Origin of the sequence: Mesorhizobium sp. B2-3-5, from assembly GCF_006442395.1 — a bacterium.
Taxonomy (GTDB): Bacteria; Pseudomonadota; Alphaproteobacteria; order Rhizobiales; family Rhizobiaceae; genus Mesorhizobium.
Genome location: NZ_VFVX01000030.1, coordinates 48399 through 69258 on the forward strand (window position 1 = coordinate 48399; position 20860 = coordinate 69258).

General features: G+C 62.8%; 21 protein-coding genes, 1 tRNA gene and 1 pseudogene. 11 read left to right on the plus strand and 12 right to left on the minus strand.

Annotation, left to right across the window (positions count from 1 at the left end):
* Positions 1-379: 379 nt before the first annotated feature.
* Together FJ958_RS25275 and FJ958_RS25280 are read left to right on the plus strand one after the other, a co-directional pair.
* Positions 380-2029: an ABC transporter substrate-binding protein gene (locus FJ958_RS25275; RefSeq protein WP_140746700.1), complete on the plus strand. Its 1650-nt coding sequence runs from the start codon at positions 380-382 to the stop codon at positions 2027-2029.
* An 88-nt stretch (positions 2030-2117) separates the two neighbouring features.
* Positions 2118-3161, plus strand: a complete 1044-nt coding sequence (locus FJ958_RS25280; protein WP_210243475.1) for a GlxA family transcriptional regulator — start codon at positions 2118-2120, stop codon at positions 3159-3161.
* Between the two features lie 133 nt (positions 3162-3294).
* Here the strand turns inward: FJ958_RS25280 and FJ958_RS25285 are convergent, their stop codons facing one another.
* The 3 genes from FJ958_RS25285 to FJ958_RS25295 are packed head-to-tail and all read right to left on the minus strand — an operon-like array spanning position 3295 to position 6147.
* Positions 3295-4041, minus strand: a complete 747-nt coding sequence (locus tag FJ958_RS25285; protein WP_181176517.1) for an SDR family oxidoreductase — start codon at positions 4039-4041, stop codon at positions 3295-3297.
* 44 nt (positions 4042-4085) lie between these two features.
* On the minus strand, positions 4086-4397 hold the full coding sequence (locus FJ958_RS25290; protein ID WP_140746706.1) for a putative quinol monooxygenase: 312 nt from the start codon (positions 4395-4397) through the stop codon (positions 4086-4088).
* A 31-nt stretch (positions 4398-4428) separates the two neighbouring features.
* Complete coding sequence (locus tag FJ958_RS25295) at positions 4429-6147, minus strand: FAD-dependent oxidoreductase (RefSeq protein WP_140746709.1); 1719 nt, start codon at positions 6145-6147, stop codon at positions 4429-4431.
* A 432-nt stretch (positions 6148-6579) separates the two neighbouring features.
* Here FJ958_RS25295 and FJ958_RS25305 point away from each other — a divergent pair.
* Positions 6580-7071, plus strand: a pseudogene (locus FJ958_RS25305) (tyrosine-type recombinase/integrase); the annotation flags it as partial.
* Positions 7072-7142: 71 nt separating this feature from the next.
* On the opposite strand, the gene FJ958_RS25310 reads toward FJ958_RS25305, so the two are convergent.
* Positions 7143-7218 (minus strand) — tRNA-Ile (locus FJ958_RS25310).
* Positions 7219-7353: 135 nt separating this feature from the next.
* Between FJ958_RS25310 and FJ958_RS25315 the strand changes: the two genes are divergently transcribed.
* Positions 7354-8064, plus strand: coding sequence for an SIMPL domain-containing protein (locus FJ958_RS25315; protein WP_140746712.1), 711 nt, complete (start codon positions 7354-7356; stop codon positions 8062-8064).
* Between the two features lie 147 nt (positions 8065-8211).
* Here FJ958_RS25315 and FJ958_RS25320 read toward each other — a convergent pair whose 3' ends face one another.
* Both FJ958_RS25320 and FJ958_RS25325 read right to left on the minus strand, forming a co-directional pair.
* Complete coding sequence (locus FJ958_RS25320; RefSeq protein WP_140746715.1) at positions 8212-8568, minus strand: hypothetical protein; 357 nt, start codon at positions 8566-8568, stop codon at positions 8212-8214.
* 203 nt (positions 8569-8771) lie between these two features.
* Entirely contained in the window at positions 8772-9218 is a 447-nt protein-coding gene (locus tag FJ958_RS25325; RefSeq protein ID WP_140692496.1) for a YcgN family cysteine cluster protein, read from the minus strand.
* A gap of 199 nt (positions 9219-9417) precedes the next feature.
* Between FJ958_RS25325 and FJ958_RS25330 the strand changes: the two genes are divergently transcribed.
* Positions 9418-11631: an OmpA family protein gene (locus FJ958_RS25330; protein WP_140746718.1), complete on the plus strand. Its 2214-nt coding sequence runs from the start codon at positions 9418-9420 to the stop codon at positions 11629-11631.
* A 339-nt stretch (positions 11632-11970) separates the two neighbouring features.
* Here the strand turns inward: FJ958_RS25330 and FJ958_RS25335 are convergent, their stop codons facing one another.
* Entirely contained in the window at positions 11971-12837 is an 867-nt protein-coding gene (locus FJ958_RS25335) for an NAD(P)-dependent oxidoreductase (RefSeq protein ID WP_140746721.1), read from the minus strand.
* Between the two features lie 169 nt (positions 12838-13006).
* Between FJ958_RS25335 and FJ958_RS25340 the strand changes: the two genes are divergently transcribed.
* Together FJ958_RS25340 and FJ958_RS25345 are read left to right on the plus strand one after the other, a co-directional pair.
* Positions 13007-13273 carry a type II toxin-antitoxin system VapB family antitoxin gene (locus FJ958_RS25340; RefSeq protein WP_140746724.1) on the plus strand — a complete coding sequence of 89 codons (267 nt, stop codon included), beginning with the start codon at positions 13007-13009 and terminating at the stop codon, positions 13271-13273.
* Positions 13270-13659: a type II toxin-antitoxin system VapC family toxin gene (locus tag FJ958_RS25345; protein WP_140746727.1), complete on the plus strand. Its 390-nt coding sequence runs from the start codon at positions 13270-13272 to the stop codon at positions 13657-13659. Before FJ958_RS25340 ends, FJ958_RS25345 begins: the two co-directional genes overlap by 4 nt.
* 8 nt (positions 13660-13667) lie before the next feature.
* Here the strand turns inward: FJ958_RS25345 and FJ958_RS25350 are convergent, their stop codons facing one another.
* Together FJ958_RS25350 and FJ958_RS25355 are read right to left on the minus strand one after the other, a co-directional pair.
* Positions 13668-14303 carry a helix-turn-helix transcriptional regulator gene (locus FJ958_RS25350; RefSeq protein WP_140746730.1) on the minus strand — a complete coding sequence of 212 codons (636 nt, stop codon included), beginning with the start codon at positions 14301-14303 and terminating at the stop codon, positions 13668-13670.
* An 8-nt stretch (positions 14304-14311) separates the two neighbouring features.
* Positions 14312-15184, minus strand: a complete 873-nt coding sequence (locus FJ958_RS25355) for a S1C family serine protease (protein WP_140746733.1) — start codon at positions 15182-15184, stop codon at positions 14312-14314.
* A gap of 166 nt (positions 15185-15350) precedes the next feature.
* Here FJ958_RS25355 and FJ958_RS25360 point away from each other — a divergent pair, with 166 nt between their 5' ends.
* Positions 15351-16301: a trypsin-like peptidase domain-containing protein gene (locus tag FJ958_RS25360; RefSeq protein ID WP_140746736.1), complete on the plus strand. Its 951-nt coding sequence runs from the start codon at positions 15351-15353 to the stop codon at positions 16299-16301.
* Between the two features lie 9 nt (positions 16302-16310).
* Here FJ958_RS25360 and FJ958_RS25365 read toward each other — a convergent pair whose 3' ends face one another.
* Positions 16311-16736, minus strand: a complete 426-nt coding sequence (locus FJ958_RS25365; RefSeq protein WP_140746738.1) for a VOC family protein — start codon at positions 16734-16736, stop codon at positions 16311-16313.
* A 66-nt stretch (positions 16737-16802) separates the two neighbouring features.
* Between FJ958_RS25365 and FJ958_RS25370 the strand changes: the two genes are divergently transcribed.
* Positions 16803-17396: a TetR/AcrR family transcriptional regulator gene (locus FJ958_RS25370; protein WP_140746741.1), complete on the plus strand. Its 594-nt coding sequence runs from the start codon at positions 16803-16805 to the stop codon at positions 17394-17396.
* Positions 17397-17476: 80 nt separating this feature from the next.
* Here the strand turns inward: FJ958_RS25370 and FJ958_RS25375 are convergent, their stop codons facing one another.
* On the minus strand, positions 17477-18430 hold the full coding sequence (locus FJ958_RS25375) for a LysR family transcriptional regulator (RefSeq protein ID WP_140746775.1): 954 nt from the start codon (positions 18428-18430) through the stop codon (positions 17477-17479).
* Between the two features lie 108 nt (positions 18431-18538).
* On the opposite strand from FJ958_RS25375, the gene FJ958_RS25380 reads away from it, so the two are divergent.
* Entirely contained in the window at positions 18539-19174 is a 636-nt protein-coding gene (locus tag FJ958_RS25380; protein ID WP_140746744.1) for an FMN-dependent NADH-azoreductase, read from the plus strand.
* Positions 19175-19357: 183 nt separating this feature from the next.
* Positions 19358-19561 carry a CopG family ribbon-helix-helix protein gene (locus FJ958_RS25385; RefSeq protein WP_140746747.1) on the plus strand — a complete coding sequence of 68 codons (204 nt, stop codon included), beginning with the start codon at positions 19358-19360 and terminating at the stop codon, positions 19559-19561.
* Between the two features lie 306 nt (positions 19562-19867).
* Here FJ958_RS25385 and FJ958_RS25390 read toward each other — a convergent pair whose 3' ends face one another.
* A complete protein-coding gene (locus tag FJ958_RS25390; protein WP_140746750.1) occupies positions 19868-20539 on the minus strand; it encodes a DUF1236 domain-containing protein in 672 nt (223 codons plus the stop codon).
* Positions 20540-20860 lie beyond the last annotated feature (321 nt).

Consider the following 20860-nt stretch of genomic DNA (forward strand, 5'->3'; position numbering starts at 1 on the left):
TGGTGTCGTATCACCCCGCCGACCCCGGTTGGACGGATGTGGTCCGGATCGGTCGGGATGAATTCGCCGCCGGCTCAACATTGCCATGCGGCCGCAGGCTTCCGCGTTTTGAAATGCCGATCCGAACCCCGCCGCTTTCGACGAGCCGCCAGTTCTCGACATTTCGAATTTCGGCACTTCGCCGGAGACCAGTTCGCGCCCGGCAACCGTACGCGCCAACGGCATCTGGAGCGGACGCTCGAGCGTTTCCTGCGGCTGCGGCCTCGGCCGAAATCCTCGACGAATTTATCGCGCGCCGCACCGAAGAGGGTGGCGCGACGCCCGTCTCCTGACGGGCAATGGCTGATGAAACGGGCCTGACGGCCAATGGGAGGAAGAGATGGGCTTTCTGAGACGCAACGACAAACCTGTTCCCGAAACTGTCCAGCGGATGGCGGTGGAGGCCGCTGAGGGACGCATGGATCGCCGCGAATTCCTGGCGCTCGCCAGCGTCTTCGGGCTTTCGACAGCCGTCGCCTACGGCATGATCGGTCTCGCGGCCCCTGCGGCGGCGGCGGCACAGCCGAAGAAAGGCGGCGTCATCAAGGTGGCCATGCTGGTCAAGGAGATGAAGGATATACGCAGCTTCGACTGGGGCGAAATGGGCAACCTCGCCCGCCAGGTCCTGGAGCCGCTGGTCAGATACACGAAGGATTTCACCTTCAAGCCCATGCTTCTCGAAAAATGGGACGTGAACGACGATGCGACCGAGTACGTGCTGCATCTGCGCAAGGGTGTGAAATGGAACAACGGCGACGATTTCAACGCCGACGACGTCATCTTCAACCTCGAACGCTGGTGCGAAAAATCTGCGCAAGGCAATTCCATGGCCGCGCGCATGGCCAGCCTGATCGACCCGGCGACAGGCAAGGCCCGGAACAGCGCCATCGCCAGGGTCGACGACCATACGGTGAAGCTGAAACCGTCGGTGCCGGACATTTCCATCATCCCCGCCTTTTCGGACTATCCGGCCCTCATCGTGCATCGCGACTTCGAGAAGATGGGTTCGGATTTCGTGAAGAACCCGATCGGCACCGGACCGTTCGAACTCGTCTCCTACGAAACCGCGGTGCACGCGGTCTACAAGCGGCGCGAGAACGGCGGGCCCTGGTGGGGCGGCGAGGTTCATCTCGATGGCATCGAATTCATCGACTACGGCAACGACCCCAACGCCATGATCAGCGCCTTCGAGGCGGGTGAAATCCATACCAACTATGAGACCACCGGCGACTATGTGGCGATCCTGGACAAGATGGGGCTGGTGCGCAGCGAGATTTTGACCGCCGGCACTCTGACGGCCCGCATGAACGTCAACAACAAGCCATATGACGACCAGAGGGTGCGCAATGCCGTCCAACTCGCGGTCGACAATGGAGCGGTGCTTAGCCTGGGCTACAACAATCTTGGCGAGGTGGCGGAAAACCACCATGTGTGCGGCATCCATCCTGAATACGCGCCGCTTCCCAAGATGGAGAGGAACATCGAGAAGGCGAAAGCGCTGATGGCCGAGGCCGGTCAGGCGAACTTCGAGCACGAGATCATCACGGTCGACGAGGATTGGCAGAAGAACACCGGCGATGCGATCGCGGCGCAGATGCGCGAGGCCGGCTTCAAAGTGAAGCGGACTGTTCTGCCAGGCTCGACCTTCTGGAACGATTGGACGAAATATCCCTTCTCGCTCACCGTCTGGTCGATGCGGCCGCTCGGCGTACAGGTGCTGGCGGTTGCCTACCGCTCTGGCGAAGCTTGGAACGAGTCCGGTTTCTCGAACAAGGAATTTGACGAGAAACTATCTCAGGCGATGGCTACCCCCGACGTAGAGAAGCGGCGCGCGATTATGAAGGATGTCGAGAAGATCCTTCAGGACTCCGGTGTCCTCGTTCAGGCTTACTGGCGCAAGATCTTCAATCACTCTGCACAGGCGGTGAAAAACTATAGCACCCATCCCATGCAGGAAACGATCTTCGAAGAGGTATGGCTGGAAACCTAGGTGAAGCTCACATCGAGCGGACACGACCCGTAGTGTCCGCCCCGATCAACTACGCCGATACGATGCCCCAGATGCAAGGAAACAAAACGTGGCCACACGCTTGACTGAGGAAAGGCACGTCGTCCTTGCTGTTTATCCGGGTGTATCGCTGTTGGATCTGGGCGGACCGCTGGAGGCGTTCCGTGTATTCTCGGAGTTCGGAGGCGACCACCGCATCCGCTACAAATGCACCGTTGTTTCTTCGCAAGGCGGCCAGGTAGCCACGGCCGACGGAGTGCCGCTTGTCGCGCAATCCATCAAATCCCTCTATCGTGTGAAGATCGATACGCTGATTGTGCCCGGGGCGTTTCTGGTCGATGACGTCACGCGTGATGTCGATCTCATCAAGTGGGTGGCAAGAACGGGCCCGCGATGCCGCCGCGTATGTTCCGTCTGCGTCGGCAGTTTCTTGCTCGCCGCGGCAGGCCTGTTGAAGGGTAGACGCGCCGCCACTCATTGGATGCACGCGAAATTGCTTGCCCAACGGTATCCCGAAATAACCGTGGAACCCGACGCCATTTTTGTCCGCGACGGACGTGTTTGGTCGTCCGCCGGAGTAACTACCGGGATTGATCTGGCCTTGGCTTTGATCGAGGACGATTGCGGTCGTGAGGCGGCAATGAGCGTGGCGCGTATGCTTGTTGTCTATCTCAAACGCGCCGGCGGTCAATCGCAGTACAGCGCGCTTCTCGCGACTCAAGGAGAAGCGGATTCTGATGCGTTCATCGAACTCGACCGTTGGATCGCCGAGAACCTCACCACCTCGCTGAATGTCGAGGCGCTTGCGGAGCGTATGCACATGAGCTTGAGGAATTTTACCCGTGTTTACACCCAAAAACGCGGGCGGACTCCCGCCAAGGCGGTGGAGGCAATACGCCTTGACGCAGCGCGACGCCTTCTTGAAGAAAGCGACGATCGGATCGAAGGGATCGCCGAGACTTGCGGATATCGGGGCGAAGAGCAAATGCGGGCCGCGTTTGTGCGCGTCCTTAACATTCCGCCTCGTGAGTATCGCCGCCGTTTTGCCACCAGAAACAGTTCGTTGGCGAGATCAAACAAAGCCGGCGACGGCTGCCAACTCAATTCGCAATGATCCGGCTGTCTTTTGCGTAGTTGGCCGGTTCAAGCCGTCGCCGCGACACCGGCCAAGCGACTTTGTCGCCTATTTTCCTGCGCCGCCTGTGGCGTGTTCCGAAAGCTGATGGGGCGTGCTCAACAGGTGTTGATTATGGGGTAGTGAAACCTCCATCCACGGCATGAACAGTGCCTGTCGCGTAGCGGGAATCATCGGACAGCAAGAAAGCCACCAGCCCGGCCACGTCTTCCGGTGTGCCGTGGCGACCGAGCGGCACGGTCTCGGCGAACGTCTTGTCGGATCCAGCGAACACTTCCTCGGCAAGCTTGAATGTCATGGATCCTGCTATTGGACCCGGAGCGCACGCATTGACCCGAATGCCGCGGTTTCCAACTTCGAGGGCAGCGGTCTTCGTCATGCCAACAATTGCGTGTTTTGAACCGACATAGGCGACGATGCCGGCTCCCCCGACGACGCCAAGTGCGCTCGACATGTTCACCACTGAGCCTCCGTCGCGCATTCGCGGGAAAACGTACTTCATCCCGAGAAAGACGCCGCGAACGTTGACAGCCATGACCCGGTCAAAATCCGCTTCCGGAAACCCGACAATCGGACGAACACGGGTCTGGATGCCGGCATTGTTGACGAACCCGTCGATCGCACCCCACAGCGAGAAAGCCTTTTCGGCGTACGCTTTTACCTGCTCGGTGTTTGTGACGTCGGCGACAAAGGACTCCAATACGCCCTGCGGCGAAATCTTGTCCAGCTTGGTGCGTTCTTCCTCGCGCTCCACCACGGCGAGCACGTTTGCTCCCTCCGATATCAGCCGCTCGGCGATTGCTAGACCAAGGTCGCCACTGGCCCCTGTAATGACGATGTTCTTTCCCGTGAAGCGCATCTTGTCCCCTGTGATTGGTTGTCGATCTCTGTCCGTCATGCGCCCTAAGCTCGCGTCGTGGACGCCGAAATCATGGAAAATCTGCGCAACTCGATGTCGCCGGTGATCAGTGTCGGTGCCGCTGCCAGAAACTTTCGGATATGTTTCGCATGCATGTGGGCCTCCAATCCGCTGGCTGTCTTCCAGTTTTCGTAAACGAACCAAACGTCGGGATCCTCGACGGACTGGTGCAGGTTGTAGGTCAGACACTCCGCTTCACTCCGTGTAGGCTCGACAAGGGCCATCAGCGCCATCCCCAGCTCATGCGTCCGCCCTGGGCGAGCGCGGAAGAATGCGAGATTTGTGACTGTGCTCATCTTCTTCGATCCTTCCGAAATCACTGCGGCGTCACCTGATAAGGATTTCGGCCAAGCGTTCACCAATCATTATGCTGGGCGCCTGGGTATTGCCGGTAATGATGTCGGGCATGATCGACGCGTCGGCGATGCGAAGATTGTCGACGCCATAAACCTTCAGCTTTGAGTCAACGACAGAAGCATCGTCTTGCCCCATCTTGGCGGTGCTCGTGGGGTGATGCATGGAGGTCGCGCCGTCGCGAATGAGATTGTCCAATTCCTCCCCAGCACGATCGCCGGGCAGAAGCTCGCGCTTGGCAAATGGCTTCATCGCTTCGGAATTCCCGAGATCGCGGGCCAGTTGCATGCCACGTCGCAAGGCCGCAAGATCACGCGGGTCCGACAGGAAGTTAGAGTGTATTTTCGGCGGCACGCGTGGATCGGTCGATTTAAGTTCAATAAAGCCACGGCTCGCTGGGCGAACCAGGCCAGGTGCAATCGTCCAGGCGCCGTTTACGGCATATTTCGCAGTGACTTCGGAGACATAGGGAACTTCGATCTGGAATATATGAAGATCGGGAGTGGCCAAGTCGGCGCTGCTTTTGACGAACAGATTGGCTTCGGCGGCATTGTTACGGACCACCATAGGCTCGTGCGGTTCCCATAGCGCTGACCCGATGATGGGATGGTCTTGAAGGTTCCGTCCAACGCCAGGCAAGTGCGAAACCAATGGAATTCCAAACCGGTCAAGTTCGGCACGATCGCCGATACCGGAAAGCAACAGGATCTTCGGTGTTTGAATGGCGCCCGCCGAAAGAACCACTTCCCGTGAAGTCGCTATTCGGTGAATTTCACCCTGCCATTCGAATTCGGTCCCGGTGACCACGTTGCCGTCGACCAACAAGCGATTGACGAACGCGTTCGTCAACACTGTAAGGTTCGGTCGGTCCATCACCGGGTAAAGATAGGAAGCAGCGGCATTCAGACGGCGGCCGTCACGGATGCGGACGTTCGAGATGGCGGCGCCTCCGGAACCTTCCTGCATGATGCCGTTCTGATCCTCAAAGACAGGTATCCCCAAAGATTCGGCCGCCTTGAGGAAGGCCGGCGCGAGCGGGTTGGGGTCCGGTGCCGGTTGGACGAATACTTCTCCACCCCGGCCACGGCGCTCCGGGTCCGGGGCACCATGCCAGTCCTCGATGCGCTTGTAGATTTCCAGCACATGTCGATAGCCCCAGTCCTCATCGCCTGCTGCCTTGGCCCAGGAGTCGAAATCGTGTTTGTGGCCGCGTGCCCACACCATGCCATTGATGCTTGTTCCGCCGCCGAGCGCCTTGCCGGAGGCGTGCTTGATCGAGCGCTGGTTGACGCCAGCGCTCGGCGCGGCTTCGTACGCCCAATCAACGTCGGTGCCCTGGTTGAGATACCAGGATTCGGTCATGAGAATTCCTGGCCTGAGGTCATCGCCGCCTGCCTCGAGAAGCAGCACGTTGTTGAGAGTATCCTCGGCCAAGCGGCGAGCCACCGCAGCGCCCGCCGCGCCGGCCCCAACCACGATGTATTCGTAACTCTTCCTTAATCGCGATCGGAGCGCGGTCTGGTTGGCTCCGATGGCCATGAACTTCTGCGCCGCCTCGTCGGCGTCCGGGCCCGACAGGCCCAGTTGCGTCGCGCCGTCCAGGAAAACCCGACGATCGATTTGTCCCGTGACCAGTTGGCCTTCCAGCAGAGCAAGCCGGACAGAGTTCGACGCATTGGAAATATCGTTCATGGCTCCCTCCCGTATTGAATGGCAGGCGGAAAACTGAGCCGGCGATCGGATTGGGTGCGAAAGCGCCGCTCTGTCATCTCATGATGGAATATCCGGCTTCACGGAGGTTCGCCGCAATGACAACTATCCCATAAAAACTGCCACCCGACCTGGGACGAGAATTGAAGGGCAGCGTTTTAGGGCGTGAACCCATAAAATTCGGCGTTATGAGTTATCAGGATTGATGGTTAGCGACCATATTCCAAGTGGATGAGCGGATAAGGCTTGCCTTGCCCGTCGAGTGGCGAACGGCCTGTGCGCCTGAGACTAAACACCTACCGCAGCGGTCGAGTGGCGGCCTGCCTATACGGCTGGAAGGCTTGGCCTCACGAAGCGATGCAGAAGTTTGAGCAGCGCTGGCCGCTGGGGACGGCTGCGCGCACCTGTTATGGGTTGGCGCCTTGGCTAGGCAATCGTCGCGGCGATGTTGCCGATTTGCGGTGGGACCAGAGGGTGACGCGCAAGGTCATGATCGATGGCCAGGAGCGTCATTTCGACGGCTTCGACATCGTCCAGGCAAAAAACAGGAGCAGGACCGGTGGCAAGCGGCTTTTCGTACCGATTACCCCCATGCTTGCCGAGATCCTTGATGCCACGGACAAGCGCGGCCAAACCGTCTTGGTGACCGCTTATGGCCAGCCCTTCTCCGCCAAATCCCTGACCGGGACCATGGCGCACTGGTGCAAGCTTGCAGGGCTTGCGAAAGGGCTGACGCTGCACGGGCTGAGAAAGTCACTTGGCGTCTATCTCGCCGAGGCAGAGGTCTCGACCAGGCAAATCATGGATGTGCTGGGGCACGACGACATCGATCACGCTGAACTCTATTCACGCGAGGCATCGCAGGTCCGCCTGGCGGTTCAGGGCATGGATCGCGTGGTGCGGCTCGTGACCCGCAGGCCGCTGCTTGGCGAACCTGTTGGCGAACCTACCGGTAAGCCATTGATAAATAACGATAATGGTGGGCCCGGAGGGACTCGAACCCCCAACCAAGCGGTTATGAGCCGCCGGCTCTAACCATTGAGCTACAGGCCCCACGCGGGCTGGATTAATGTTTTTCCTTCGACGGCACAAGGCTTTCCCTGCGGGCTTTCACAGATCGCCCAAATCAGCCCATATTCGCGCCCTAGTTGAGCATCCGCGACAGGATCGCGGACCAAGGAGATTTTCATGACCAGACACCTTTTGCCTCTCGCGCTCGCCGCTGCAATCGCTTTTCCGGCGATGGCTGGAGCCACCGATTTGCCGACGCCGCCCCGCATCATCGTGTCCGGCGAAGGCGAGGCAACCGTCGCTCCCGATCTGGCGGTGCTGACGCTCAGCGTGATGCGCGAAGCCAAGACCGCACGTGCGGCGCTCGACGCCAACAACGACGCCATGGCCGCGGTGATCGCCGCGATGAAGGCGGCCGGTATCAAGGACCGCGACCTGCAGACCGCCGGCATCCAGACCAATCCACGCTACAATTACACCAACAAGCCGGACGGCAGCCAGGAGGCCGAGCTCGTCGCGTATCAGGTCACCAACACGCTCTCGGTGCGCGTGCGCGACGTCGACAAGACAGGCGAGATCCTCGACAAGGCGGTTTCGCTCGGCGTCAACCAGGGCGGCGGCATCGCCTTCACCAACGACAATCCGTCGGCCACCGTCAGCGAAGCCCGCAAGAAAGCGGTCACCGATGCCATGGCCAAGGCCAAGACGCTTGCCGAGGCCGCCGGCGTCAGCCTCGGCCGGGTGCTCGAAATCACCGATCAGAACATCAGGCCGATGCCGATGCCGATCAACGCCAAGGCTTTCGACGCCGCGGCCGGCGCGGCTCCGGTGCAGGCCGGCGAGAATTCCTACAACGTCCAGGTCACCGTCACGTTTGAACTGAAGTAACGCGCGAACGAGGGCAGTGTCCGTCGCCGGCGCTGCCGGCGACGGAGACACCCCCATCGCGAACGGAAAACCCCGCGGAATCGCTTCCGCGGGGTTTTTTCGAGCCGCACCCGTCGGATGGGACGGGGGCTCTGCTATCAAAAGGTTTCAGCGGTTGATGATCGGGCAGCCGCGCTCATTGGCGAACACGATGACGACGCGGTCGCCATACTGGCGGCCCATGACCTTGACCGTGCGGCGGCTGACGTCGACGATGCGGGCACGGCGCAGCCCCATGCGGTCGGCCTTGTCGAGGGCACGCTCTGGCGAACAGCCCCGGCGCCAGTCGTCGCGGCGCTCGTCGCGACGGTAGCGATAGCCATCATCACCGGCATAGACGCCGAAGCGCGGATCCTGGTTGTTGCCGAAGCCCAGATAGAGGCTGTCGGCATGGGCGGGGATGGCGGCCAGCGTGCCGAGGCCGACCAGCGCCGAAAGGGCCGCCGTCTTGATCATGGTGTACATGGTTTTCTCTCCTTGTTGCGGGCTTGTGCCCGTCCTCGTGAAACCGATGGTGGGAGAATGCACTCGCCTGTCTGAACTATTTACGAACCCGCCGTTCATCTGCGGTTCATGTGGCGGGAAAAGGAAATCTCAGCCGGTTTTTCGAACGATGCGCCTCAAACGCCCTGCCCTGCGTGGTTCCGGCGCGCCTTGCCGACACCGCCTCAGGGCTCGTCGTCGAGCATATAGTCAAAATAATCCTCCGGCTCGGCGAGGTCGGTTTCGCTCGCCTTGACCCGGCCGCGCATCGAGATGCCGGCCTCATGCACGGTCTCGGCACTGCCCGACACCAGACGGTGCCACCAGTAGAGATCGCGGCCCTCGGCAACCAGCCTGTAGGCGCATGTGCTGGGCAGCCAGCTGATGGTACGCACGTTCTGCGGCGTCAGGCCGACGCAATCGGGAACGCGCGCCAGCCGGTTGGCGTAGTCGGCGCAACGGCAAGTCCGCGCATCGAACAGCCGGCAGCCGACGCTGGTCCAGTAGATTTCGCCCGTATCCTCGTCCTCGAGCTTCGACAGGCAGCATTTGCCGCAACCATCGCAGAGCGATTCCCACTCGGCTGGGCTCATCGCCTCCAGCGTCTTTGTTTTCCAGAACGGTGTTTCCATCCCGGGGATGTGGCCCCAGCAATCGCCAAGGTCAAGCATCGCAATGGCCGCAATGGGGCTACACCCCAGCCGAATGACACGAAGTTGCCTTCAAAAGGCCGGCCAATCGCCCTGTACGGCCCCTACCCATGGGCAGCTGGAACCAATTTCGTTAAAATCGGTTTTCGGCAAGGATGGGACCCCACAAGGAGAATTTTCAATGAAACGCCAACCACGGATTCTGGCAGGCACCGCACTTGGCCTGTTGATGGCATCCGCGCCGTTAGGCGCATCCCCGCTTCAGGGAAGCGCCGCGTTCGGCTCCCTGCAACGCGGCCCCGTACCAATCATCCTCGCCCAGGCGGCTTGCGCCGAGGGCGAATCAGCCGAAGCCTGCGCCCAGAAGCAGCAGGGAGAGCAGAAGCCCGAGCGTAAGAAGCGCGAGCAGCAACAGACCGAACAGGCGCCAGCCGGCGAGGCCGCTCCCGCCGCCGGGGAACAACAGCCGCGCAGGAAGCGCGACCAGCAACAGCAACAGACCCAGCAAGCTCCCGCCGCTGAGGCCGCTCCCGCGACCGAGGAGCAGCAACCGCGCAAGAAGAAGCGCGACCAACAGCAGCAGCAGACCGAGCAGGCGCCCGCCGCTGAAACCGCTCCCGCAACCGACGAGCAGCAGCCGCGCAGGAAGAAGCGCGACCAGCAGCAACAGACCGAGCAGGCACCCGCCGGCGAGGCCGCTCCCGCGACCGATGAGCAGCAGCCGCGCAGGAAGAAGCGCGACCAACAGCAGCAACAACAGACCGAGCAGGCGCCGGCCGGCCAGACAGCACCCGCCAATGACAACCAGCCGGTCGAGAACCCGCGCAAGAAGCGCAAGCAGGACCAGCAGATCGAGACAGCACCTACCGAGCAGGCGCCCGCCGCCGAGCCCGGACAGAAGCCGGAAAAGCACAAGAAGCCGGCTGGGACGAACCAACCGGCGCCGGAGGCCACACCTTTGCCGACCAAGAAGGAAGCCCCGGCCGAACAGCCGGCGCCGAAGACCGAGCAGGCTCCTGCCGGCGGACAGGCTCCCGCCCAAGGCGAACAGCCGCAGGACAAGACGAAGAGGACCGTCAGGAAACCGGCAGGCGAGCAACCGGCGACGGGTGAGCAGCCCGCGACCGGCGAGCAGCCGCAGACCGGCAAGCAGCCCGCCACGGGCGAACAGCCGGCCACGAACGGCAAGGCCGTGCCCGCACAGGGCGAGAACCCAGTGCAGGGCGAGGCGCCCGCCGACAAGAACGCCGCTCCCATTCTCGACAGCCAGAAGGATGCCGAGCGCAGGGGCGGCAGAAAGCCCGCCAACCAGAATGGCGGGCAGCAGAATGGTGGCCGGAACGCCCAGCAAGGCACCGAGCAAGAGCAGAAGCCTGCGGTCGCTCCGGTCGACCAGGGACCGCCTCCAACCGACGACAAGGCCGCCCAGCAGGAGATCAGGACCGAAAAGATCGTCCCGGTGACGCAAGAGAAGGGCAAGCGCCTCGATCGCGCACCCGACGAGAACATCCGCGACCGCCGCCGTCCCAAGGGCGTCGATGTGCTCAAGGAGATCGGCGACCGGGTCATCATCCAGCTCAACGACCAGACGTTCGTCCAGAGCAATGACCGCCCGCGCCTGACCCGCGGCGCCAGGGATGTCTATTACGAGGACCTGCCGCAGGGCCGCACCCGCGAAACCGTCGAGCGCGACAATGGCATCCGGATCGTCACCATCCGCAACCGCTACGGCGACATCCTGCAGCGGTCGCGCATCGCGCCCGACGGCCACGAATATGTGCTGAGCTATGTCGACGAGAGGAGCTATCAGGACGAAAACGACTGGCGCGATCCAGGCGACGACCTGCCGCCGATGCGGCTGACCATCCCGCGCCGGGACTACATCCTCGATTCCGAGGATGTCCAGAGCCCGGACGACTACTACACCTTCCTCGAACAGCCGCCGGTGGAGAAGGTGCAGCGCCTCTATTCGATCAACGAGGTCAAGCGGTCGGCCCGCGTGCGTGATATTGCCCGGCGCATCGACCTCGACACGCTGAACTTCGAATTCGGCTCGTCCTCGATCTCCGACACCGAGGTGCAGAAGCTCCAGGGCGTCGCCGACGCCATGGAGAAGCTGTTGAAGAAGAACCCGGCCGAGACTTTCCTGATCGAAGGCCACACCGACGCCGTCGGCACGCCGGAAGCGAACCTTGCACTGTCGGACCGCCGCGCGGAGGCGGTGGCCGAAGCGCTGACCAATGCCTTCGGCATCCCGCCGGAGAACCTGACGACACAGGGCTATGGTGAGGAGTATCTCAAGGTCAACACTTCGGCGCCGAACCGCGAGAACCGACGCGTCGCCATCCGCCGCATCACCTCGCTGGTGGCGCCGGTGGCGAGCAACAATCAATAGTCGAGCTGTTTCCAGGGCTTGAGACAGCATCTGGAATCAGACTGGCAAGAAATATCCCACCCCGGCAAAACCGGGGTGGGCCCGAGTTCGGACTTATTCCGGCACGGAAGAATTCTAGCGGCATTAGAGCCGGCTCATTGAATCGGCGCCGTGCAGACCCCAGATTCTGGGCTGGGCGTTCCCTGCCCCGTCCCGACTCCAGCGGGACGCATTGCGCCCCGCCGGCCCTCTCCGGCGGGGTTTTTGCTTTGACGGAGTGAGCCTAGCCGTTCTCACCGCTCCTATACGGGAGAAGGTGACGGAGTTGGATGAGGCGGCGCTGCCGGCGCGCGATTTCCCTCAATAAATGCTTTTCACCTTCGTAGCCGAATTGGCGAATACCTCGTCCGGCACGAAGAAGTCGCCGGCCAGCGGTCCGGTCGCGCCTGGCGCGTAGGCCGAAAAATCCGTCACGCCTTCGGCGCGCAGCACCTCTTCATCGATGTAGAAATTGCCTGATGTCTCGCGTGACGGCCGCAGGAAGATCGCATGCGCGGCATCGGCCATGATGTCGGGCGAACGGCTCATCGCCGCTACCGTGGCGCCACCCAGGAGATTGCGCACCGCCGCCGTGTCGATGGTCGAGATCGGCCACAGCGAATTCACCGCGATGCCGTCCCTGGCGAACTCGGCGCTCATGCCCAGCGTGCACATCGACATGCCGAACTTGGCCATGGTGTAGGCGACATGGTTCCTGAACCACTTGGCCTTCATGTCGAGCGGCGGCGCCAGATTCAGGATGTGAGGGTTTTCAGCCAACTTCAGGTGCGGAATGCACATTTTGGAGACCAGGAACGTGCCGCGCGTGTTGATCTGATGCATCAGGTCATAGCGCTTCATGTCGGTTTCCAGCGTGCCCGTAAGCTGGATGGCGCTGGCATTGTTGACGCAGATATCGATGCCGCCGAATTTCTCCACTGTCCTGGCAACCGCCTCGGCCACCTGCGCCTCCTCGCGGATGTCGCACAGCACCGGCAGCGCCCTGCCGCCGGCCTGCTCGATTTCTTCAGCGGCGGTATAGATGGTGCCCGGCAGCTTCGGGTGCGGCTCGGCGGTCTTGGCGGCGATCGTCACATTGGCGCCGTCGCGCGCGGCGCGCAGCGCGATCGCCAGCCCGATGCCGCGCGACCCGCCGGAGATGAACAGCGTCTTTCCCTTGAGCGACATTTTTCCTCCGCTTCCGTTGCCTCTTTGCACGATCCTTGCCCGCGGCGGCTCCGGATACAAGGGCTTGGCGTCCCAAGGACGATGACGCAACGGAGGCCGGTATCGCCCAACGCCTGTTGGATGCCGTGGCTTTATGGTATATATTCTATACAATGAGGTAGATTATAGAATGGCAATGTCGATCAAGAATGTGGAAGTCGAACAACTGGCGCGCGAGTTGGCGCGCCGGCGTCGGGTGTCCGTCACTGAGGCGATCCGCCAGAGTCTCGAGCGCGAGATTGCCCGCGAGCGGCTGGTGCCGCGTGACGAACCCGATAGTCTCTTCCAGCGCCTGATGGCGATCGCCGACAATGCCGGCAAGATTCCAAGACGCGAGAATGCGATGACCGAAGATGAGATCCTCGGTTACGATGAACTTGGAATCCCGACGCGATGATCGTCGATTCATCGGCTCTCGTCGCGGTTCTGCGCGCCGAACCTGGGCATGATCAATTTGTGCGCGCCATCACCAACGCCGGGAGACGGCTGATCGCGGCGCCAACGCTGCTTGAGACGACGATGGTGCTGGTCGGCGGCTGGCAGGACGAGATAGCCGATCGTCTTGACGCCTTCCTGAGCGCGGCTTCGATCGATACGATCCCGTTCACGGCCGACCATGCGGCGGTAGCCCGTCAAGCCTTCCTGCGCTATGGCAAGGGCAGACATCCGGCCGCGCTTAATTTCGGCGACTGCATCGCCTATGCCGCGGCTCGGCTCGAGGTCATGCCGTTATTATTCAAGGGCAATGATTTTCGACTAACCGATATCGAACCCGCCATCTGACTGAGGCGCTAAACCAGCACCAGGCCCTGCCGCATGGCGATGGCGATGGCGTCGGTGCGGTTGGCGGCGCCGAGCTTGATCAGGATCGCGGCGACATGGAACTTCGCCGTGTGCACGGAAATGTTGAGCCGCCGAGCAATCACCTTGTTGGGCGCGCCTTCGGCCAGCAGCGCCAGCACTTCCGCCTCGCGCGGCGACAGCGTTGGGCGTACGGCATGCTCGTCGGAGGTTTCGTCCTCGAAAGACTCGCCCTCGCTGGTATGGAAATCCTCATGGCGCCCGCCGCCGCCATCGCCCGAGACGCGATACCCGGCTGTCGCCAGCCGCGCCGCCGCGGCAATCAGCAGATCGTCCGCGCCCGCGGGCATGACGGCAAACACCTCGCCGGCCGGCCGCTCGCTGCCGGCACGTCCCGACAGCAGCACCCGTGGAATTGAAGCCGGCACGGTATCACCGCTCCTGTCATCGACGATGGCAACGTCGGCCCTGCCGCCGCCAGCCACGACCGGCAGCAGGTCATCGCTGGCGGCAAGCGAGGCCGCCAGGCGCTCGGCACGGGCCGCGTCGCCAAGCGCAATCAGCACCACCAGCCGCCGCGAGGCGGCGCTGTCGGTCATGATCCGTTCGCTGGCGAGCATATCCATCTGGCCTCTCAGGAAAGTGGCTTTTCGCCGATGGTGAGCTGGACATCGCGCTGTTCGCCGCCACGCACCACGCCGAGCGTCACCGATGCGCCGGCGCTGTCGGGCCCGAGCCTGCGGATCAGCTCGCGCGGGCCATGCACGGCCTCGCCGTTCCAGGCCACGATAATGTCGCCCAGCGACAGGCCGGCGGCCTTGGCCGGGCCATCGTCGTCGAGGCTCATCACCATCGCACCGCGCGCGTCGCGGTCGCGCACCGGATGCAGGCCGGCCCCGAGATAGCCGCGCGCGACATGGCCCTTCTCGCGCAGCGTCGCCACTGCTCGTTCGATCGTCTCGTAAGGCATGACCAACGCACGGCCGCGTGGCCCGAACAGAAGCATGCCGATGAGCGCCCCCTTGGCGTCCAGCACCGGGCCACCCTCGAAGCGGCCGCCGGCGCCGACGGCCAGGTGGATGCGCCGGTCGATGGTGCCGCCGCGCATCGAGCGCCAGGCAGGGCCGACTTCGCCGACCGAGCCGGAAACGGCCAGCGCCGAGCCCCGGCTGCTGCCGATGGCAAGGGCGACGTTGCCCGGCCGGACGAGATCCGCCTTGGCAAGGACAGGCGCGCTGACCGCATCCGCGGGCTTCAGCAAGGCAACCCCTGTGGAGGGATCGCGGCCGACGAGTTCGGCCTTCACCGCCTCGCCCGAGGCCAATGTCAGTTCGATCTCCTCACCGGCCTCGACGGCCTCCTCGGCGGTGACGAAATAACCGTCGCCCCAGTGGAAGGCGCTTGCCGTGCGGTGATGATGCGTGGCGAAGCTTGCCGTAGCGGGCGCCGCCTTGGCGGCGAGATCGGCGATGGCCTCGGAAAATGCATTCAGATTGAAGTCGCTCATAATGATCTCCTGGGTTTTCTCATGCCCAGATATCGCTCGGCGGTGCGTCCGGAGATACTCGCCTGACGGCTAGTTGCCGGTTCGACTGGCCATCTGGTCAGGTCGCGGCCGGTCGGGCTGCTCCGCACATATAGTTACGAAAAAGCCTGAAAACACGGAGCCCCCTATGGCCCTCGCCGCCCGGAAATTCGAATCCGATGAAACACTGCTCGATGCCTATTCGATGACGGTGGCCGACGCTGTCGACCGCATCGGCCCGGCCGTCTGCCGCATCGAGCGCATCGGCGGCCAGGGTGGCCATGGATCGGGCTTCGTCATTGCGCCGGACGGGCTGGTCGTCACCAATTTCCATGTCGTCGGCGATGCCAGAACGGTGCGCGTCTCGATGCCCGACGGCGCCTCAAGGGAGGGCCGCGTGCTTGGCCGCGATCCCGACACAGACATCGCACTGGTGCGTGCCGACGGCAGCTTCGCCGATGTGGCGCCGCTTGGCGATTCCAAGCGGCTGCGGCGCGGCCAGATCGCCATTGCCATCGGCAATCCGCTGGGTTTCGAATGGACCGTCACCTCGGGCGTCGTCTCGGCGCTCGGCCGCTCGATGCGCACTTCGACCGGCCGGCTGATTGACGACGTGATCCAGACCGATGCCGCGCTCAATCCCGGCAATTCCGGCGGGCCGCTGGTGTCGTCGGCCGGCGAGGTCATCGGCGTCAACACCGCCATGATCCATGGCGCGCAAGGCATCGCCTTCGCGGTCGCCTCCAACACCGCCAATTTCGTCATCTCGGAGATCATCCGCTTCGGCCGGGTGCGGCGCGCCTTCATCGGAATCTCGGCCGACACCACCAATTTGCCGCGCCGGGCGGCCCTTCTGTCGCAAGTCTCGACCAGCACGGCGGTACGGCTTCGCACCGTCGAGAAGAACGGCCCGGCGGCCGAAGCGGGTCTCAAGGAAGGCGACATCATCGCCGCCATTGACGGGCGCCCGGTCACCGGCGTCGACGATCTCGTGCGCATGCTCGACGCCGAGCGCATCGGCCGCGAGACGCTGTGCACGGTGGTGCGCCGCACCGGCGTCAGTCAGGTGATGGTGACGCCGGTGGCGCGGGCAAGCTGAGGCTGTCGCTCAACCCCCGGCCGCTCCCTGCGCATACCGCGCCAGAAATTCCTCGCTGGGCGGGATGGGCCTGATGACATCGATCAGCACCCCATTGGGGTCCCTGGTGATGAAATGGCGTTGGCCGAAGGGCTCGTCGCGCAGGGAACGCAGGATCGGCAGTCCGGCGGCGGTGGCGCGCGCATAGGCGGCGTCGGGATCCGCGACCTCGAAATTGATCAGCAGGCCCGAGGTGCGGCCCCGTCCCTCCTGCGGGATCGTTTCATGGTCGCCCTGGACGATGCCGAGGTTGACGCGCTTGCTGTCGACCGATTGCAGATGCACGTACCAGTCGCTCGTAAACAGCGGCTGGAAATCAAAGTGCTCGACATAGAAGGCGGCTGTACCGGCGACATCGCCGGTCATCAGCACAGGGTAATAGCTTGATATCTTCATCTTTCGCTCTCCTGTCGATTAACATACAGTCTGCAGGTAAACGCAAATAACATACAGGCTGTATGTATGCAACAGGAATCCGGACGCCGCTCCAACCGCGACCGCACCGAAGCGACACGCGGCGATCTCATCGCGGCGGCGCGAAAGCTGTTTACGGAAAAATCCTATGCCGAGACCGGCACGCCGGAGATCGTCGCCGCCGCCGGCGTGACGCGCGGCGCGCTCTATCATCACTTCGCCGATAAACAGGCGCTGTTTGCCGCCGTGGTCGAGCAGGAGGCGCAGGCGGTGGCCGAGGAGATCGACTGGGCGTCACCGTCCTCGCTCAGCGCCCGCGATGCGTTGCTCGCGGGTTCGGATGCCTATCTCGCCGCCATGCGCGTGTCCGGCCGCACACGGCTCTTGCTGCTTGACGGGCCGGCCGTGCTCGGCCGTGCCGAGATGGATGCGATCGACAACCGACACGGCAGCCGTTCGCTGCGCGAAGGCCTGGTCGCGGCAATGCGCGAGCGATCCATGAAGACGCTGCCGGTGGAGGCGCTTACCGCCCTGCTCGCCTCGGCCTTTGACCGGGCGGCTCTCGCCATCGAGGCGGGAGGATCCGACAAAGACTACCGGGTCGTCCTTTTGGCGCTGATCGACGGTCTGTCCCGGGCCTGACGGGAAACAACCTTCCCGTGGGAGTCGCGGGTCCGGGTGGGTGCTGGCGCCGACACGGCGAGATGTGGCGCTTCCGTCCCTCAACTCTGCGCGTTGCCGATCTCGGGCTCATCCTCCGGCACCTCGCCCGGCTCGAATTCGTTGAAGCAGCCAAGCTGACGCTTGAACTGGTCGATCAGCCAGGCCGCCGCCGGCTTCGGGCTGCGGTCGACGCGATGCATGGCATAAAGCGGCGAACTCACCTCCTTGTAGGGTTCGAGATCGAGCTCAACCAGCCGGCCATTGGCCAGATCCTCGGCGATGAGCCATCGCGGCAGACCGCCCCAGCCCAGCCCCGCGCGCATCAGTGTGTGCTTGGTACGCATGTCGGTCAGGCGCCAGGTGCGGTAGGCGAAGACGCCGTAGTCGCGCCCCTTGGTGCGCTCGGACTGGTCGATGACGACGAGTTGCGTGTGTTCGCGCACATCCTCAAGCGCGACCGGCTTCGGCAGCAGCGCCAGCGGATGGCTGGGTGCCGCGGCCGGCACCATGGACATGAAGCCGATGCGCACGAGATGCACGTCGACGTCGCCCAGAAGACCGCCGATGCCGAGATCGGCCTGTCCACTGACGACGTAGTCGGGAATAAGACCGAGCGAGCCGATATGCAGACGCAGCATCACCGCGGGAAACTGCGCCTCGAATGCCTTGAGCACCCTGACCAGCACCGGAGACGGCAACGCCACGTCGACCGACAACGCCACCTCGGCCTCCAGCCCGTGATGGTGCCCGTCTACCCGGGAGCGAATGCGCTGCAGCATGCCGATCATGCGCCTTGCATCCTCCAGCGTCGCCCGGCCGATCTCGGTCAGTTGCGGCTCGCGCGTGCCCTCGCGTTCGAACAGCTTCAGCCCAAGCTGCGCTTCGAGATTGGCGATACCGTAGCTGATGACGGATTGCGCCCGGTTGAGCTTGCGGCCGGCAGCCGAGAAACTCCCGGTCTCGGCAACGGCGACAAGGATCTGAAGCTGGTCGAGGGTCGGGTTGGGCTGCATCATCGTATCTATTTTATGGATGGATCGTATAGGAAATATACCAGTTTATTTGATTGGTTGATAGCCCCATATCTGGCGGGACAATTCATCCCACTGGAGAAACCCGCTATGTCCATTCTTCTTGTTACCTCGAGCCCGCGCGGCGCCGCCTCGCACTCAACCCGCATTGCCACCGAATTCGCGGAAAAGCTGCTTGCCGCCGATCCGTCGAACACGCTCGTCGTGCGCGACCTCGTCGCCAACCCGCTGCCGCACATCGATTCCGACTATTCGACCGGCATCTACACGCCGGCCGAGGCCCGCACACCGCGCCAGGCTGAAGTGGTCGGTGTTTCCGACGCGGTGCTGGACGAACTGTTCGCCGCCGACACGGTGATCCTGGCCACCGGCTTCATCAACTTTAACATCTCCTCGACGCTGAAGTCCTGGGTCGACCACGTCGCCCGTTCCGGCAAGAGCTTTGCCTATGGCGAGAATGGCCCCAAGGGCCTCGTCACCGGCAAGAAGGTCTATATCGTGCTGGCTTCCGGCGGCATCTATTCCGAAGGTGCGGCCGTGCAGATGGACCACGCGATCCCCTACCTGCGCTCCGTGCTCGGCTTCATCGGCATGACCGATGTCGACGTCATCCGCATCGAAGGCGTCGGCATGGGCCCTGACGCGGTGACCGCTGCTCTCGCCAAGGCGACCGCCAAGGTCGACGCGGTGGTGGCTGCCAGCCAGCAGGTGGCCGCGGCTGCCTAAGGCACCTCGAATCTGAAGTCGAAAGGCAGGCATTCGCGCCTGCCTTTTGCCGTTCAATAACGGCCCTGTCCGCGTGCTTCCCGAAGTGCGGGCAACGCGAACCGGTATGCGACCGCGCCCCTGGAACAGGGCAACCTTGACGACTCACTTCATAAATAATCACTGCGAAGGTGAATCGCAGTTATGACCGCTTTTACAGTACGGCTTTCCGACGACACGACAAACAGGCTCGACCAGCTTGCCGAAAAGCTCGACCGCTCGCGCTCTTATATGGCAGCCCAAGCCATTGAGGACTTTGTAGCTCGCCAGGAATGGCAGCTCGCGGAGATAGAGGCGGGATTGGCCGAGGCCGAGCGCGGTGATTCGCCAGCTGGCCGAGGGAACTGAAATCTAAGCGATGACGGCCTCGCGTGAGTCGCGCGAGGCCGTCATCGCTTCGGCGAACTGTCGTCGTCCACCGTCCAGCGACTGCGGCCCGGCGGCGGGCTGGAGCAGGCTGTGGCCACCAGCAAGGCCTCGGAGCGCAGCTCCTCGCTGAGCGCTGCCTCCAGTGCCGTCAATCAGATTGGTTTATTACGGTGAACGGGCGATTGCTATCTACAGCCGAGCCAATTGTGTTGTGGTCAACAGCCCGCCTCGGCTTGACCGCCGGGCAGCTCGCCCGACGGTCGGTATCCATTACCGATCGGCGCTTCAGCGTACCACATAGACGATGCGGCGCGTCGATGGCTCAACCAGCACCGGGCGGTTGTTCACATAGACATATCGGTACCGGTAGTTCGGGATCTTCTGTAGGGCCACCGTGTCAGGCAGGGTCGCGCCGGTCACAACCTTGCCTTGAAGGTAAACAGGCTTGACCCGATGCGCGCTGATGTAAGTGCGTACCTGTTCCGGCGGATTGATCACGGTGCCGGCTGCACCGCCGCCGACGACCCCAGCCGCGCCGCCCACAGCAGCGCCAACTGGTCCTCCAATGATAGCGCCGGCGATTGCTCCGGTAGCGCCGCCGGTGATGGCTCCGGCATTACCGCCTTGATCGCGAGGAGGTCTCACAACCGCGATGCCGGAATCGGCCGGCCGCTCGGTTAAGACCACCCGATTGCCGCCGAATTCTGCGGTGACGTAGTCGGAATAGACCCAGCCTTGACCACCGGCCTCGGCGATGGTGCACCATTTCGAGTTTTGCAGACAGCCGTTCAGTGTGGCCGTCTGGCCCGCCCGCAGCACGCCGATGACCGGATACTGCGAGCCCGGCCCGGCTCGAACGTTAAGGTTGGTAGCGGCGGACACGGGAGTGTCGGCGAAAGCTGCGCCAGACAGGGCAACAAGCGCGCCTGTTATAACGGGTAACAAAAGCCTTTTCATCGTTCTCTCTCCGTTTTCATGGTTCCCTCAGAGCCAAAACGAGGAAGAACCGTGTGCGTTCCGGCTAAAATTCCGTGCGTTTTTCATTAATTGTTCCCGTTTCTCGCGAACTTGGTGGATAGGCCGAGAGAGATGCGGGCGCGTCGGACACACGAGGGCGGGCTTGCTTTTCAGCAACCTGAAGGATCTTCTGCTAATTCTCCGCGTGGCTGAAGACAACAGCGCCGCTGTCCCTGGACTTCGACGCATGGGCACTGGAAAACGACCACTTTTACAGGCGCATTGCGCCTGACGGGCATGACTGCGCCGATGGTCCTCGAC